This window comes from Lyngbya aestuarii BL J (genome assembly GCF_000478195.2).
Classification (GTDB): Bacteria; Cyanobacteriota; Cyanobacteriia; order Cyanobacteriales; family Microcoleaceae; genus Capilliphycus; species Capilliphycus aestuarii.
In genome coordinates this window covers 1-16,355 of the sequence record NZ_AUZM01000015.1, presented here as the reverse complement: position 1 = coordinate 16,355, position 16,355 = coordinate 1, and the positions used below count along the sequence as shown (strand labels likewise).

General features: G+C 40.7%; 11 protein-coding genes and 1 pseudogene. 10 read left to right on the top strand and 2 right to left on the bottom strand.

Translation table 11 applies throughout. From position 1 onward, the window contains the following. The first annotated feature begins 445 nt into the window (after positions 1-445). From M595_RS08530 to M595_RS08505, 6 genes are all read left to right on the top strand, one after another. Complete coding sequence (locus M595_RS08530; RefSeq protein ID WP_023065805.1) at positions 446-2,548, top strand: mechanosensitive ion channel domain-containing protein; 2,103 nt, start codon at positions 446-448, stop codon at positions 2,546-2,548. A gap of 179 nt (positions 2,549-2,727) precedes the next feature. Further along, positions 2,728-3,120: a ribosomal maturation YjgA family protein gene (locus M595_RS08525; protein ID WP_023065765.1), complete on the top strand. Its 393-nt coding sequence runs from the start codon at positions 2,728-2,730 to the stop codon at positions 3,118-3,120. Positions 3,121-3,173: 53 nt separating this feature from the next. Further along, the gene (gene rimO / locus M595_RS08520) at positions 3,174-4,487 is read left to right on the top strand and encodes a 30S ribosomal protein S12 methylthiotransferase RimO (RefSeq protein WP_023065788.1); all 1,314 of its coding nucleotides are present in this window, start codon (positions 3,174-3,176) and stop codon (positions 4,485-4,487) included. A gap of 259 nt (positions 4,488-4,746) precedes the next feature. Further along, the gene (locus tag M595_RS08515) at positions 4,747-5,472 is read left to right on the top strand and encodes a CYTH domain-containing protein (protein ID WP_152983547.1); all 726 of its coding nucleotides are present in this window, start codon (positions 4,747-4,749) and stop codon (positions 5,470-5,472) included. 402 nt (positions 5,473-5,874) lie between these two features. Then, positions 5,875-7,293 (top strand): DEAD/DEAH box helicase, encoded by a 1,419-nt coding sequence (locus tag M595_RS08510; protein ID WP_023065801.1) that lies wholly within the window; start codon positions 5,875-5,877, stop codon positions 7,291-7,293. A 189-nt stretch (positions 7,294-7,482) separates the two neighbouring features. Then, entirely contained in the window at positions 7,483-8,286 is an 804-nt protein-coding gene (locus M595_RS08505; protein WP_023065778.1) for a TspO-related membrane protein, read from the top strand. Between the two features lie 42 nt (positions 8,287-8,328). Here the strand turns inward: M595_RS08505 and M595_RS29155 are convergent. Continuing rightward, positions 8,329-9,035, bottom strand: a pseudogene (locus M595_RS29155) (Uma2 family endonuclease). Between the two features lie 249 nt (positions 9,036-9,284). Between M595_RS29155 and M595_RS08495 the strand changes: the two are divergent. Then, entirely contained in the window at positions 9,285-10,772 is a 1,488-nt protein-coding gene (locus M595_RS08495) for a thioredoxin-like domain-containing protein (protein WP_023065792.1), read from the top strand. A 266-nt stretch (positions 10,773-11,038) separates the two neighbouring features. On the opposite strand, the gene M595_RS08490 is transcribed toward M595_RS08495, so the two are convergent. Continuing rightward, positions 11,039-12,172 (bottom strand): XRE family transcriptional regulator, encoded by a 1,134-nt coding sequence (locus tag M595_RS08490; RefSeq protein ID WP_023065806.1) that lies wholly within the window; start codon positions 12,170-12,172, stop codon positions 11,039-11,041. A 283-nt stretch (positions 12,173-12,455) separates the two neighbouring features. Between M595_RS08490 and M595_RS08485 the strand changes: the two genes are divergently transcribed. The 3 genes from M595_RS08485 (at position 12,456) to M595_RS08475 (ending at position 16,227) form a co-directional block, all read left to right on the top strand. Further along, positions 12,456-12,641 (top strand): hypothetical protein, encoded by a 186-nt coding sequence (locus tag M595_RS08485; RefSeq protein WP_023065826.1) that lies wholly within the window; start codon positions 12,456-12,458, stop codon positions 12,639-12,641. A gap of 252 nt (positions 12,642-12,893) precedes the next feature. Next, entirely contained in the window at positions 12,894-14,366 is a 1,473-nt protein-coding gene (gene glgA / locus M595_RS08480; protein ID WP_023065820.1) for a glycogen synthase GlgA, read from the top strand. 904 nt (positions 14,367-15,270) lie between these two features. Further along, entirely contained in the window at positions 15,271-16,227 is a 957-nt protein-coding gene (locus M595_RS08475) for an ROK family protein (RefSeq protein WP_023065819.1), read from the top strand. The last annotated feature ends 128 nt before the right edge of the window (positions 16,228-16,355 follow it).

The window sequence follows — 16,355 nt, the reverse complement described above, 5'->3', positions numbered from 1 at the left end:
CTTTCACTCTTGTCAGTCTCTACTCAATATTTTAAAATAAAATTAGTCTGTTGTACAGAGTCTTTATTTTTATCTCTCCTCTCCACGCTCAATCGCCAAAAAGTTGAATCCTTTTGGTATCATGAGTATAAGACCCAGTTTCGAGGAGAAGCTGGGCTTCAATTTTGAGAATTCTTGAACAGAGAGTAGGATAGGTAATGCTTATCCTACTTTTTTTAATTATTGTAAAATTGTTATATCTGTTGATAATTTAACGAGCAATCACTTACTCTACATAGAACTTTATAAAAAATATCTACTTGTCCGTGAAAACACGTAAGTAAAAAGGGAAATAGCCTAGCCTGTACCGAAAATTAATTTTTAAAGTTCCGTATTTTCCCTGATGTGTTTCCTGATTAATTAAAGCTAAGATTAAAAACAAAGAACCGAAATGAGAGGCAAAAAAATGTTGAGCCGTCAGATTCGCAGATTGATCGTCACGGGGATTGCTTGTACTGTTGTCTCCTGGGGTGTTCCAAGCCAAGCTCAAGAACTTATCATCGGAGAATCACAAACAGAAGAAGCCGAAGCTGAGTCGATATCTACAATATCGAAAGTTGTGACTACGCAAGATCCTGAAATTCCAATCGATGAACTGAAACTTTTAGTCAAACCATTAACCCAACCTGAACTAGAAAATGAAGCCGCAGCATGGATGGTATTATTAAGACAAAAAGTACAAGAAATTAGCGATGCTGAAATTGTCGTTAAACGCGAGAACCGATCCATTGCCAAACAAGAAGAAGCCGTAAAAGCCTTAGAAGAAGCTACTCAAGCCCTAAAAGTGGCTGAAGAAAGTAAAGCCGTTGCTACTGCGGGTTCACCAGAGTATGAAGAAGCCACCAGAAAGATAGAAGAAGCTCAAGAGAATCTTAAAAAAGCCCAAGAAGCTATTGAAGAAGCAGCAACCACAAAAGCTGAACTCCAAGAAGACGAAACCCTACAAAGTGTAATAGAAGAAGCTAAAGAGACGAGCCAACTCGAACGAGCAAAACAGGCTATCGAACAGGCAAAAAAAGACCGAGAACAGGTTGATAGCTGGTCTTATGAATACGAAGAAATTACCCTACAAATTGAGGATCTAGAAATTGCTATTGAAACCTATGAATATGCTCAAGAAATTCAAGCTAATACGCCGCCAGAGACTTGGGAATATGAGGATGCAACCCAACAACTAGAAGCCGCCCGAAACTCTCTTAAACAAGCAACAGAAGCAATTCTTGGGGTTGATACCAATTCCCCTACTCCTACAGAGCAATCTTCCGAGAGCTTCGATCAAACCGCAGATTCTCTCAGTAATACCACGATTGAAGGAAATCTGGAAGTAAAAGTTGCAAGTGTGGTTGAGGAAACTCCAAGCATAGAAAACCTCGAAGAAAAACAAGATCAGCTTGAAAAAACAACAGAACAGTTACAAGAAAATGCGGAAGCTGAGTCGGAATTAAAAAATCAATTAGTCAGTAACATTGTCGAACTGCAAGCCGAGCAAACAGCAATTATTGATCGGTTTGAAATTGTCTTAGATGAACTTGAGAAAAAAGGCGGAGCAGTTGATTCCTATCAAAACTATATTCAAGCCGTCAGTACCATTGAAATTGACCTCCAAGATACCGAAGGTCTAGGAGTTCGGTTGATGGGTTGGTTGAAGTCAGAAGAAGGGGGTCTGCGTTGGGGAATAAATATGAGCAAGTTTATCAGTATAGTGATTGCTTCAATTATTGTTTCTCAAATTATCGGTCTAATTCTCAATAAAATCCTATCAAAATTTAGCAACACCTCCGATATTTTCCGGCAATTTGTGGTGATGTTAGTTAAACGAGGTGGAGTAGTCGTAGGTTGTATGATTGGTTTGACGGCTTTAGAAGTGAGTCTCGGACCGATTTTAGCCTTGGTTGGGGGAGCGAGTTTTGTCATAGCATTTGCTTTGCAGAGTAATCTCGCCAACCTCGCCAGCGGATTAATGCTAATGGTTTACAAACCCTTTGACACCGGCGATGAAGTGAAGATTGGAGACATCTGGGGATATGTAGACTCTATTACCCTGGCGAATACCAAAATTCAAGGCTGGGGCAAAGAAGAGATTAACATCCCTAATAATACCGTTTGGGGAAACACCATTATCAATTTAACTTCTCAAGACATTCGGGGAGGTATGATCAAAGTCCCCGTTCCTTTTACTCAAAAAATAACTGAGGTCGAACGAATTCTTCAGGAAATTGGCGAATCCCATCCTTTGATCATCAAGGCGGGAACTTTTCCCTGGGAATATGCCGAATATTATGTGTACCTTTGTTTTTCCTTCAAAACCAAAACTCCCGACTTTTGGACAGTTTGGTCGGATTTAATGCACAGTATTCAAGAACGCTTTGAACAAGAAAAAATTGCGCTCGCAGTTCCAGTACAGGAAATTCGGGTACAATCGACATCTAACGGCGAATTTCCTCAACCCAGTGTGGGTTTATCCCAGAAATCACTTCAGGATTATCCGTCAACGGTTCACACCTCATAGTCAACAACTTAAACCCTTTGTTTTAACTGTTTGATAAGTCTCAAAAATCGAGTAGGATGGGTAATGCTCATCCTACTTTTTTATTTTAGTTGTATGGTTTATCAAATTATATCCCGCTTGGCTGAGTGAAAAAAACTTGATTTTTTGATGCACCCTACGGATTTTTCTGGGTCTAAATTATGAAAACTTATCGTTGGATTGTGTTTGGGATTTTAATTTCTTTAATTCCGATTGGATTGGCGAGTAAATTCTATCAAGGGGCGTTAGAATTTTGGGTAAATAACTCTTTTAGCAGTATTTTCTATGAAATGTTTTGGATGTTTTTGGTCGTGTTAATTTTGCCGCGACTCTCGCTGAGACGGGTAGCGTTTTGGGTATTTATTGTCACTTCTGCATTGGAGTTTATGCAGTTGTGGAAACCGCCTTTTTTACAAGCGATTCGAGCAACTTTAATCGGACGGTTACTCCTGGGGAATAGTTTTGTTTGGGGAGATTTTCTCTATTATGTTCTCGGATGTGCGATCGGTTGGTTGATTCTGCGAACGTTAAAGGCTAAATGTGTAAAAAGCTAAATTATGTGTTAATATATTAGATTGGTAGTTAAACTTTATTATAAAAACTGTTAATGGCAACTCAGCCGACGATCGCAATTTCCCATCTGGGGTGCGAAAAAAATCGCATTGATACTGAACATATGCTTGGCTTGCTGGTACAGGCGGGCTACCAGGTTGATTCTAATGAAGAATTAGCCGATTATGTGATTGTTAATACCTGTAGTTTTATTGAAGCAGCACGGGAAGAGTCTGTTCAGACTATTGTAGACCTTGCTGAAGCCAAGAAGAAGGTTGTAATTACCGGTTGCATGGCGCAACATTTCCAAGACGCCCTCTTGGATGAACTTCCCGAAGCGGTGGCGCTGGTGGGAACGGGAGATTATCATAAAATTGTCGATGTTCTTCAACGCACCCAAGAGGGGGAACGAGTTCGAGAAATTTCGGCTGAACCGACTTATATTGCTGATGAGACGGTGCCTCGTTATCGCACCACAACCGAAGGTGTTGCTTATTTGCGGGTTGCTGAAGGGTGCAACTATCGGTGTGCGTTTTGTATTATCCCTCATTTGCGGGGAAATCAGCGATCGCGAAGTATTGAGTCGATTGTCACCGAAGCCCAACAACTCGCGGATCAAGGAGTCAAGGAAATTGTTCTAATCTCTCAGATTACCACAAATTACGGGACTGATCTTTACGGTGAACCGAAATTAGCGGAATTGTTAAGAGCGCTCGGAAAAGTCGATATTCCCTGGGTAAGAATGCACTACGCTTACCCGACAGGATTAACGCCAAAAGTGATAGAAGCGATTCAAGACACTCCGAATATTTTACCCTATTTGGATTTACCGTTACAACATTCTCATCCGGAAATTTTACGGGCGATGAATCGACCCTGGCAAGGTCGGGTGAATGATGAGATTATTGAGAAGATTAAACTGGCGCTTCCCGAGGCGGTTTTAAGAACCACATTTATTGTTGGTTTTCCGGGGGAAACCAATCAACATTTTGAACATTTGCTGCAATTTGTCAAACGTCATCATTTTGATCATGTGGGGGTATTTACCTTTTCAGCCGAAGAAGGAACTCCTGCTTATAATTTACCTTCTCAAGTTCCGCAGGCGGTAATGGATGCGCGACGGGATGCGTTAATGCAGGTACAACAACCGATTTCCTTAAAACAAAATCAAAAGAGTGTGGGAGAAGTTGTAGAGGTTTTAGTCGAACAAGAACAACCGAGTACAGGGAAATTGATTGGACGTTCTGGGCGGTTTGCGCCGGATGTGGATGGGGTGGTTTATGTCGATGGAATGGCGCGTTTAGGGTCAATTGTTCCGGTCAAAATTACGGATGCAGATGTTTATGATTTGTATGGTTATACCGTCTAATTTCCGTAAAAAAACTTAAAAACCAGGACTTCCGGCTGTCAATTTTCTATGTTACGATAGAGATAAAAGCGTCAAAAAACCGAGCAATTTTCAGCCGGAATTTGATTGGGGTGTGCGTAAATTCATTTAGCGATCGCCTCTGCGTTGGCAACAAGGTCTCGGTGTTGATTAAGAACAATTGTTTTTAAGCCAATGTTACCTTCGCACATCAACTCATGCTTTCCTGGTCAAAGATGAGGTTGAAGGAATAGAAACTCAGGTGAATTCTCAGACCCCAGCAGAGAAGTTTATTGATGAGGTTGAAATCAAAGTTTTTTTTGATCCGAGTCAGTTCCCGGTGCTGGCGAACAGGTTTCACCTTCAGGAAAAACCCAACCTCAAACGGGCCAGTTGTTTTTTTGATACAAAAGCGTTACACTTGTTTAAGTCAGGAGTAATCCTGCGAATTCGTCTTCATCGGGATGCTAAGGATTCCCTAACGCTGAAGCTGCGAAACTTCGACTCTCGTTGGATTCATCCAGAATTTTACAGCCAGAGTCGCTTTCGCTTAAAAATCAATCGCACCGGAGCGCACCAAACTCAGATTGCCAAAGTTGAAACGCGCCCCTCAAACAGTCGGTTGAAGCAAGTGGTCAAGGGAAAAAAAAAGATCCAACAAGCTCTCAACCCTGTTCAGAAGCAACTGTTTAGGCAATATATGGGTTCGGTTGAACTATTAGATCGACTGACTTTGTATAGTAGGGTGGAGGCGAGAATCTGGAAGTGGTATGACAAAACCTTTCCCTACCGTCTGACCTTAGAACAATGGTTTCTTCCGGGTCGGAAGGCTTTGCTCGAGTTATCCATCAAGGTGAAACCAGGCAAGGCAGAAGTCGCTCAAAGGCAATTACATCAATGGCTGGAGCGTGAAGGAATTGTTTACGACCTCTCCCAATACTCAAAAACGGCAATTTGTCTGACCGCTCAGAATCAGGCAATCGTGTAGTGATAGTGTAGGATTACCGAAAAGCCAGTCAGCACCGCTCAGGCTGAAAAAAGTTCTCGCATCCCCCAAAGTGAATCTACAACAGGGTTTGATAGCATTGGTACGGGAATTCGGATATAATTTTAAGCAGTTTGTGGTTTTGTTTCTGATTGTTAAGCGTTATCCTATTATTAAATAAGGTTGAGTTGGCTCTCAAAAGCTAGATGCCCTGATCGGGAAATTTTGAGTGAGTAGAAAGTCAAGAAAGACCTGCAAACAATCAAATATGGTTCCGCAATGCCCTTGGTAACGGTGTATCGCTAGAGCGACGCTCGCGGTTTCGGTGCTGGAGTAGAGCTAAGACCTGAATCTGAGGAGGGCAATGGAAGGAACCAAGCGAAAACTTGTGATTTAGGAGCATTAATGAGTCAATCCTTTGTAGAACTAGGTATTTCAGAAGCCCGCGCTCAACATCTCGAATCAATCGGTTTCACAGAACCGACTCCCGTCCAGGTTCAATCTATCCCACAAATCCTATCAGGTCGAGACATCGTGGGACAAGCTCAGACTGGAACCGGGAAAACCGCTGCATTCTCATTGCCAATCCTCGAACAAATCGATCATCAAGCCAAAGATGTTCAGGCTCTGATTTTAACTCCAACCCGAGAGCTGGCGATGCAGGTGAAAGATGCCATCCGTAAAATGAGCAACGAGCGCTCATTGTATGTCTTAACCGTGTATGGAGGTCAGTCGATAGAACGACAAGTCCAACGGTTAGAGCGAGGTGTCCAGATTGTGGTGGGTACACCCGGACGAGTATTAGATTTGCTCAGTCGGGGTAAGCTTAAACTTCATGGCATTAAGTGGTTGGTTCTCGACGAAGCAGACGAGATGCTGAGTATGGGATTCATTCAAGATGTTGAAAAAATCCTAGACGCGGCTTCTAAAGACCGACAAACAGCATTCTTTTCGGCAACAATAGAGCCTTCAATTTGGAAATTGGTGCGGAAGTACCTCAATTCTCCCGTTACGGTCAAGGTTGAACAGCCGAAAACGACACCAAAACGGATTGCTCAAGAGGTTTACACAGTGCCTCGGGGTTGGACAAAAGCTCGGGCTTTACAACCGATTCTCGAACTGGAAGACCCAGAATCTGCAATTGTTTTTGTCCGCACCAAGCAAGCGGCAGCCGAGTTGACGAGCTACCTACAAGGGGCGGGTCATAGTGTTGATGAATATCACGGTAACTTGAATCAATCTCAACGGGAACGGCTTCTGGTTCGGTTCCGCAAGCGTCAAGTCCGATGGATTGTGGCGACTGATATTGCTGCACGGGGTTTAGATGTAGACCACTTGACCCATGTGATTAACTACGATTTGCCGGACAATGCCGAAAGCTATGTTCACCGGATTGGTCGTACAGGTCGTGCAGGACGGGAAGGAAAGGCGATTACCTTACTCCAACCGATGGATCGCCGTAAACTACGGATTATTGAGCGTCATCTCCGTCATAATTTTACAACACTGACGATTCCGAAGCGATCGCAAATTGAAGCCCGTTATATCGAACGTTTGAAAGATAAGGTGTTAGAAGCCTTAACGGGAGAACGAATGGCCTCTTTCTTGCCGATAGTTGCCCAGTTGGGTGAGGAGTACGAACCTCATGCGATTGCGGCAGCGGCGCTACAAATGGCTTACGATCAGAATCGTCCCAATTGGGAAGAAACCGATTATCCCCAAGAGGAAGAAGTTAAACCTATTCCTAAGCCTAAGTTAACCAAAAAGCGTCGTTCTCGGGATTCCGAACCGCAGAATAAGTCCTCAGTCAGAAGTGGGAACTAGGCTTCCCTCTAGAAGTGAGTGACTCGGTTTCAAGAACTGGTAAGATAAATAGAAGATGAACCTAATTTGGAGGCGCGAGATTCGTGTCTCTAAATTATTTTTAGGGGAAAATCAAGCTTCTTGCTGTGAACAATTCTTCTAAATTTTGGCATTTTTAGGTGGTCAAACATTCAAAGTTTGTGAATTCAGATGACTTCTAACTCTAAGCCCAATCAATTTAAACAATGGCTAACTTTAATTGCCATTATTGTAGCGTTTGCCGTCAATGTCTTATCTAATTTTTTTCCACTCAATGGATTAACGATTGGAGAAATCTCTAATTCACTCTTTGGTGAGGTGAAAATTATTCCTGCTAACTATGCTTTTGCGATTTGGGGATTGATTTATTTAGGATTATTTAGCTTAGGAATTTATCAATGTCTTCCCTCCCAACGAGATAATCCTCGCCTGCAAGAGATGAGAGATTTTTTAATCATGGCTTGTGTCGCTCAAATTATATGGGTATGGGTCTTTTTATCCCGGTTTTTTCTTCCCTCTTTAATTGCAATGGTCGGAATTTTATTAGCTTTAATTGCAGGTTATTTGTCACTCAATATTGGAAAAGAACGAGTTCCTAAAAGGGAAAGATGGTTTGTTAATGCTCCCCTCAGTATTTATTTAGCTTGGATTAGTGTAGCGACTATTGTCAATGTGGCGATTTTCTTAGAAAGTGTAGACTGGAACGGTTGGGGAATTTTGCCGCAAATTTGGACTGCTATTTTATTAATTATAGCAGGAATTATTGCAGTTTTAATGAGAATTAACTATCAAGAAACGGCTTTTCCTTTAGTTTTTTTATGGGCAATTCTAGCAATTGCAGTTCGACAATTTAACGAATCTTTAATTGTTTTAACGGCGTTGGGCGTTTGTTTAACCATTTCCTTAGTCGGTTTAGGTTCAACGGTGTCGCATCATTCTCAGGTGTCAGATTATAACAGTTCTGAAGATAATTGAGAGTTTAAAATCATTTTCTTTCCTCACGATAAACTTCATTTTCTAACTATTTTCTAACTGTTCTGGATTAATTCCTTGTTCTTGCAACTGTTGAATTAAAGTTTGATAGCGTTGTTGTTCTTGTTGTAATTGAGTCAAGGCTTCTTCTGCTCGTTGACGCTCTTGTTCGGCGCGTTGGTATTTTTGTTCAGCACGCTGTTCAAGTTCGACTGAAGTGAGAAACGATAAATTTCTAAGTTGTTTTCTGTCAGTTCAAAGCGAATTTGTAAGCGGGGACTTACCCAAGCGTTAATCTGTTCAATTTCTTCTAAATGTTCATCTATCCGCCAATAACCAATCAATTCAACCCCTTGAGGATCATAAATATAATATTCTTCTACACCATATTGTTGATAAAAAAGCAGTTTTCTGATCATCTCTTGAGGGCGATTTCCCGGAGAGAGAATTTTAAACAAAACTTGAGGTGCAATATTATTTTCTTTCCATTGTTGATAGGAACCTCGATATCCTTTTGGTCTTCCAAATGCAACTAAAACATCGGGTGCTTGACGAATTTTAGGATTTATTTCAACAGGATACCATAATAAATCACCCGCTAAAAAGACATTTTCATCTTGAGAAAACAGGATTTATAGATTTGATTTAATCGTAACAATCCATTGAAATTGTAGACTATTATCTGCCATCGGTTGACCATCACTATCCGGGTAAATGATATCGGTTTGAGTTTCCGGTATTTGTTGTACCATTAGTTTGACCTCGATCTATGACTTAAGAAAATTATTTACAATTGTACTTTTAGACTATCATTATGATAACATTAGTTAACCCAGTCGTAGGGCAGACTTTTTGTCAAATACACTCTCAATAAATTTGTTGTCTAATCACTGAAGTCGGTAAAATCGATTATTATAAAGATTAGGTATGAGTCTAGTATGGAAAGGACTTTAATTCTATGCGAGGGACTTTTCCCTCAATACTGTTATTTTTAAATTCTTATGCCAAATATTCATGCACCCGAACTTCCGCAAAATTTTCCGTGGTTAAATACAGAACATCCGTTATCACTGAAGTCTTTGCGAGGACGAGTAGTGTTGCTGGATTTTTGGACGTATTGCTGTATTAATTGTTTGCATATTTTACCAGATTTGAAATATTTTGAACAAAAATATCGGGATAGTATAACTGTAATTGGTGTACATTCGGCTAAATTTGATCATGAAAAAGAAGTCGAAAATATCCGTCAAGCTATTCTACGATATGACATTGAACATCCGGTTGTAGTCGATAATGGTTTTCAAGTTTGGCAACAATATACAGTTAACGCATGGCCGACTTTAGTCTTAATTGACCCCAAAGGTTATTATGTTAGGAGTGTAGCAGGGGAAGGAAATCGAGAAATAATTGATAATATTTTGAATCAATTAATTGAGGAACATAAAACCCAAGGAACGATTAATTTTGAGGAAGTTACTCTCACTTTAGAAAAGGAAAAACAACCTTTAATCACGCCTTTAGCTTTTCCGGGTAAAGTCTTGGCTGATGCTACAGAAAATCGCTTATTTATTGCGGATTCTGGACATCATAGAATTATTATTAGTACCACAGAAGGAGAAGTATTAGAAATAATTGGAACCGGAAAAGCGGGATTAACAGATGGTTCATTTGAACAGGCGCAATTGTTTGCACCGCAGGGAATGACGTTGGATAAAAACCAACAAGTTCTCTATGTGGCGGATACTGAAAATCATGCTATAAGAAAGATAGATTTACAGCAAAAAACCGTTGAAACTATTGCGGGAAATGGAGAACAAAGTCCTTTGATTTATCCTCATGGTGGAATGGCGTTAGAAACTCAATTAAACTCGCCTTGGGATTTAGAAAAGGTTGGGGATAAACTCTATATTGCGATGGCGGGTTGTCATCAAATTTGGGTGATGAATTTAGAAACCCATCAAGTTGAAACCTATGCGGGTTTAGGTGCAGAATCTTGTGTGGATGGAGAGTTATTAGAAGCGGCATTTTCTCAACCGAGTGGTATTACAACTAATGGAGTAGAATTGTTGATCGCCGATAGCGAAATTAGTTCAATTCGAGGCGTGGGTTTGGGGGAAAATACAACAGTAAGAACTATTTGCGGGAGTGGGGATTTATTTGGGTTTGGAGATGAAGACGGAGAGGGGTTTGAGGTGCGGTTACAGCATTGTTTGGGGGTGGAATTTGCTCAAAATTATCTCTGGGTTGCGGATACTTACAATCACAAAATTAAGCGGGTTTATGTGAATACAGGATACTGTGAAACAGTATTGGGAAATGACGGGAGTTTTTCCGAACCTTCGGGGTTAAGTGCTGCGGGTTCTTTGTTGTATGTTGCCGATACAAATCATCATCAAATTCGACAAGTGAATTTAGAAACGCTAACGGTTAAAACCTTAACATTTCCGGGGTTATGTGCGCCGGATGTTTGTATTCCAAAACCGGGTTAATTTAATAGCTTAATTCTCTCAAAAGAGAGAGGATTTTAAAAAGAGTGATCTCTACTGTTTGGTTTAAAAAGAGCAAAGAATGAAATATTAAACCCGAACTTTACAGGTGTAAATAATCATGGTAAAATCTAGAAAATAAATGAATTTTATAAAATGATGAAGATTATTTCAGGCTTTCATCAACCGGATAAATCGACATACCGTTTCTCGTCTAAATTGAGAAAATCTTATAGCAGAATTTACTTTAGATTTGTTGAAATTGATGATTACTCAATGGTGGCGACAACTTCTCCCGTTTGCGAGGTATCGTAACCCCCAAGTGCAGTTAACTGAGAATGTAAACGAGGATGTCCGAGCGTATTTAGAAGTTGTTGAACTGGAGTTTCAGCTAAATAATCTTTAAGAACCACTAAATCATATCGAGATTTATGCAGAGGAATAAAAGTGAGTCCAAACGCTTGAGCAACGGCTTGGGTACTAACTCCGGCATCAACATTTCCACTCGCAACCGCTCTCGCCACAGCAACATGACTATTTACCACAGAATTAAATCCTTGCACCGCATTAAATGGAATTTCAGCTTTTTGTAATAAATATTCTAATAATTGACGACTTCCTGACCCCATTTCTCGATTAATGATGGTAATATTAGAGTTAGCTAAATCTGCAACGGTTCTCAATTTTTTAGGATTATTCAGTTGAACGAGTAACCCTTCTTCCCAAACTCCCAAATTAATCAATACCGCCCTTTTATTCATCACCGCTTCTTGAACAAAACTAACATTATAAGAATCAGTTTCTGGACTATATAAGTGCATTCCGGCGATGTGAACTTCACCTCGACACAAGCGTTCTAGGGCATCCATACTATTTGCAAAACTCCAATACACCCGCAAGCTAGGATACCAATATTCTGCCACTCGCGCCCACAAAGACAACACTGGAGTACAACCCGCCACCGCCACCGTTTGATTAATCGTTTCCGTTTGCGCCCACAATTTCACCTGCACCGCATTATTTTTAGTTTGTCCCCAACCCTCACCATCAGCGGGAATCATCTCGGTGCGAAAGGCGTCTTCACCCAACAACGGATAGGCCATCAACTTTCCCCCCACTCGGGCTAAGGTGAACCGAACATCCTGCTCGACGGGAATAGTCTGGGCGGAGGTTGCTTCGACTCGCAGACAATCTTCTTCCAACCAAAACAAATCTTCCATCTGACACCCCAAAGCCTTGGCCAGCCGCAGTGCAATCGTAGCAGAAGGGGCATATTGTCCAGACTCAACACCGCTAATCGTTTGGCGAGAAACCCCCACCACTTTGGCTAAGTCTTGCTGACTCAAACCCAAGCGGGTGCGAATTTGTTTGAGGCGATTTTGGAGTTCGTTGTCCTGCTTCATCGCGGCTTCCTTTTATTCCGAGGCGGGTTGAAATTTAGATTCTTCACTCTTATTAGTCTACGGGTTTGCAAACTCGTTTGCTCAATACAAAATATAATTTCTTTACATTTAAAAAACTGTTCAAAAAAAACAGTCTTTTGTTAAAAAATATAAATTTCAATCTGTGTCTGATCCGAAAACACTCTGAATCGATTTGTATTTAACCTACACATTAGAGCTTCGTCTAGATTTTTGATCTCACTTCTATGATCACATTAAATGTGAAGTAAAGCAAGAGGAAACTATGCCAAATTATCAGTCTTATTTTCTCCGCAAACGGAGTCAAATTCGGTTATGGCTCGGACGATATTTCTATATCTTTCGTCGTTATTTTGAGTGGTATTTTTTGAATATTCAGTTTGCGACTCATAGAAGTCATAAAACACTTCCTCTAAGTTTACCTGAGATTCTCAGAGATCCGCAGAGATGAGATGAGATTACAGGTTAACTTCAAGATTGGTTTATATCTCTTTCAACGGACTGAGGGATTAATGCGGGAAATCCGCTATCGTGATCAGTAGCAAAGAATCTGAATATTACTTGAGTTGGGGATCAACCCAAAGGTTCTAGAGTGAGTATTGCTAAAAAATGCTTGTATTCGTTGTTTGTCAGATAATAATGTATACTTTTGGGAAAATTGTCAATTCAGTTAATCGATCAAGCCAGTAAGTGAGGAGTAGGAATGTACATCGTACAAATTGCCTCTGAATGCGCTCCCGTGATTAAAGCCGGAGGCTTGGGCGATGTGGTTTACGGACTGAGTCGCGAGTTAGAAATACGGGGCCATGGTGTAGAAATTATTCTACCGAAATATGACTGTATGCGGTACGACCACATCTGGGGACTGCATGAAGCCTACCGGGATTTACAAGTGCCGTGGTATGGTGCCGCAATTCCTTGTGATGTCTATTGTGGTTGGGTACATGGACGCCAATGTTTCTTTATCGAACCCCGTTCAGGTGATAACTTCTTCAACCGAGGCTGTTATTATGGTTGCGATGATGACAATATGCGTTTTGCTTTTTTTAGTAAGGCTGCATTAGAATTTTTGTTACGCACCAATAAACGTCCAGATGTGATCCATTGCCACGATTGGCAAACAGGTTTAATTCCCGTGATGCTGTTTGAGATCTACAAACATCACGGCATGGAGTATCAACGAGTTTGCTATACCATCCACAACTTTAAGCATCAAGGTATCGCCGGAGCAAATGTTCTTCAGGCGACTGGACTGAATAACGAATCCTATTATTTTGATTACAGTCGTCTCCGAGACAATTTTAATCCCTTCGCGCTGAATTTTATGAAAGGGGGAATTGTTTACTCCAATTTTGTCACCACTGTTTCACCCCATCATGCTTGGGAAGCCCATCAAGGCGACTGTGGTTATGGCTTGGGTCATACCTTACATGAACATCAACACAAGTTTAGTGGTCTTCTCAACGGCATTGATTATAATGTCTGGAATCCTGAAATTGATCACTATATTCCGTTTAGTTATAGTCCGGAAGATATCGACAACAAAATCAAGAATAAAAAGGCATTACGAGAAAAACTCTGGCTGCGTCATGTCAATCAACCGATTATCGCCTATATTGGTCGCTTAGATCAGCAGAAAGGTGTTCATCTAGTTCATCATGCCCTTTATTATGCCCTACACCGACAGGCACAATTTGTTCTCTTGGGTTCGGCAACAGAACGAGGAATTAATGATTGGTTCTGGCATGAAAAGCACTACTTAGATCATAACCCCGATTGTCATTTAGAAATCGGTTTTAATGAAGAACTTTCCCACCTGATCTATGCCGGGGCAGATATGATTGTTGTTCCCAGTAATTATGAACCTTGTGGGTTAACTCAAATGATTGGGTTGAGATACGGAACTGTACCCATTGTTCGAGGCGTTGGTGGGTTAGTTAGTACGGTATTTGACCGAGATTATGACAACCATCAACCCCCAGAAAAACGCAACGGTTATGTCTTCTATCAAACTGATAATCAAGCTTTAGAATCAGCAATGGATCGGGCAATTGGTCTATGGCATTACTACCCGAAAGAGTTCCGCAAACTCACCTTACAAGGTATGGAGTATGATTATTCTTGGAATCATCCCGGCAAAGATTATGTGAGTATCTATGAACATATTCGCCATTAATAACAAAAACCAGATCAAAGTGCTTAGAAGACTCTATATTTAGTCTAGCAATCTCTTATTTAAGATCGGGTAAACAGCACAATTTAAAAGAATTTAAGTAATAGAGCAGACGATCAATTCCTCATAATTTAAGTCTGCTCAAAACTTAAAAACAATAATTTAACATCGTTAGATCGCTCTATTCGATCACTCATCTAGTAAGTCTCGTTCTCTAATCTGACCTAGTTTGTATTAGGCAATAGAGCCTTCTACTTGTTGATTTGATCGCGAAAAACTTTCGTAACCTAATGAAAACTCGAAGATAACCCAGCTAAAAAATTGGTTTTTTCAAAAAGCAGAGTTTATTCCCTCAACAGCAAAAATATATAAGTTTGAATAATCTACAAGTTTACTTCAGTTCTAAACTTTCTATCAATCCCTTGATTTTACAAATCTTAACTCAAGAATTCTTCTCAATAAGCAACGAGCTTGCGTTCTTTCAGCCCTTATGGTATTCTAGATATTGAAAATAATTGAGGATTGGTGTGACCAATAGGGTATTTACTCAACTGATAACGCTTCAAACCCTAATGTATTCGTTCCTTACCCTGATCGCTGAATTCAAATTAACACTCAGATCTCGACTGACGATGCACCAATTTTTACGTCTGTTTTGTTAGTGCGCTTGACAAAAAAGCAAAACTGTGATTTAGAGACATTTTAAATCCTATCGGTAATACAACTAAGATTCAATATCTGAACTAATATTGGGGAAAGTTAAACTGTAAAAAGTGACTTTCAAGTTATACCGATTCTTTGTAAAATTGCTTTAAATTCATCCCCCTCCATATTTAGGTAATTGTCTCGCAGCCTGGGATACAAGGAATCCGTTGTATTATCAAGCAGAAATAGTATCAGAAAACAGATGAATAAAAAAATCCTCGCCCTCGACTTTGGCGGGACAAAATTAGCCGCAGCAACTCTGATTTCCGGTCAACACCAATGGCAAAATACCCGACGCCAACTTTCCGGCAACTCTCCCAACGCAACGACCGATCTCGAAATTATGCGATCACTCATTCGGGAGTTATTAGGCAACGAAAAACCCCTAGCCATCGGCATCAGTTTTGGCGGGCCAGTTGATGCAAAAACCGGAATCGTTCGTTTATCTCATCATGTTTCAGGATGGGAAAATGTGCCTCTGCGAGAAATTTTAGAAGCAGAGTTTAACGTTCCCGTTCGAGTTGATAATGATGCTAATGTTGCCGCTTTGGGTGAATATAAATTTGGTGCCGGACAAGGATGTGAAAGCTTATTTTACATTACTGTTAGTACAGGGGTTGGGGGCGGTTGGATACTCAATAACCGTCTTTGGCAAGGGACACAGGGAATGGCTGGAGAAATTGGTCATACCGTCGTCCAACCCGATGGGCCATTGTGTCTGTGTGGAAAACGGGGTTGTGTGGAAAGATTGGCATCCGGGCCATATATTGCCCAACAGGTTCGTCAAAGCTTAACTGAACAATCCCAACAAGGGGAAATTATTCGCAATTTAGTTAATCATCAACTTGATAATATTACGGCCCAAATCGTTAGTCAAGCGGCAAATGAGGGTGATGAACTCTGTCAAAACGCCATCAAATTAGCAGGATGGGCGATTGGGGTGGGAATTGGTAATACGGCAAATTTAATCAATCCTCAACGGTTTATTTTGGGCGGTGGTGTGACAAAAGCGGGGGATTTATTTTGGCATCAAGTTCGGCAAATTTCTCGTCAAACCGCCTTACCTGAAGTTGATTTTGAAATCGTTCCCGCCCAACTCGGAGATGAAGCCCCGCTTTGGGGTGCCGTTGCATTAGCAGAAACAGCCTTAGAAAATTAACCGATACAAAACTTGATTAATTGTGATAATTTAAAGCAATTGTAAATTTAATGAAATTATTCCAGAAATTATAATTTTATCTAGAAAAATAATAGGAATTCGGCATTTGTACGGTTGTAGCCACTTGA

Excerpts from the sequence above, each read along its gene's own strand:
- M595_RS08505 (WP_023065778.1), top strand. The coding sequence starts at position 7,483 with ATGACTTCTAACTCTAAGCCCAATCAATTTAAACAATGGCTAACTTTA.
- M595_RS08475 (WP_023065819.1), top strand. The coding sequence starts at position 15,271 with ATGAATAAAAAAATCCTCGCCCTCGACTTTGGCGGGACAAAATTAGCC.
- M595_RS08530 (WP_023065805.1), top strand. The coding sequence starts at position 446 with ATGTTGAGCCGTCAGATTCGCAGATTGATCGTCACGGGGATTGCTTGT.
- rimO (WP_023065788.1), top strand. The coding sequence starts at position 3,174 with ATGGCAACTCAGCCGACGATCGCAATTTCCCATCTGGGGTGCGAAAAA.
- M595_RS08510 (WP_023065801.1), top strand. The coding sequence starts at position 5,875 with ATGAGTCAATCCTTTGTAGAACTAGGTATTTCAGAAGCCCGCGCTCAA.
- M595_RS08485 (WP_023065826.1), top strand. The coding sequence starts at position 12,456 with ATGCCAAATTATCAGTCTTATTTTCTCCGCAAACGGAGTCAAATTCGG.
- M595_RS08490 (WP_023065806.1), bottom strand. The coding sequence starts at position 12,172 with ATGAAGCAGGACAACGAACTCCAAAATCGCCTCAAACAAATTCGCACC.
- M595_RS08525 (WP_023065765.1), top strand. The coding sequence starts at position 2,728 with ATGAAAACTTATCGTTGGATTGTGTTTGGGATTTTAATTTCTTTAATT.
- glgA (WP_023065820.1), top strand. The coding sequence starts at position 12,894 with ATGTACATCGTACAAATTGCCTCTGAATGCGCTCCCGTGATTAAAGCC.
- M595_RS08495 (WP_023065792.1), top strand. The coding sequence starts at position 9,285 with ATGCCAAATATTCATGCACCCGAACTTCCGCAAAATTTTCCGTGGTTA.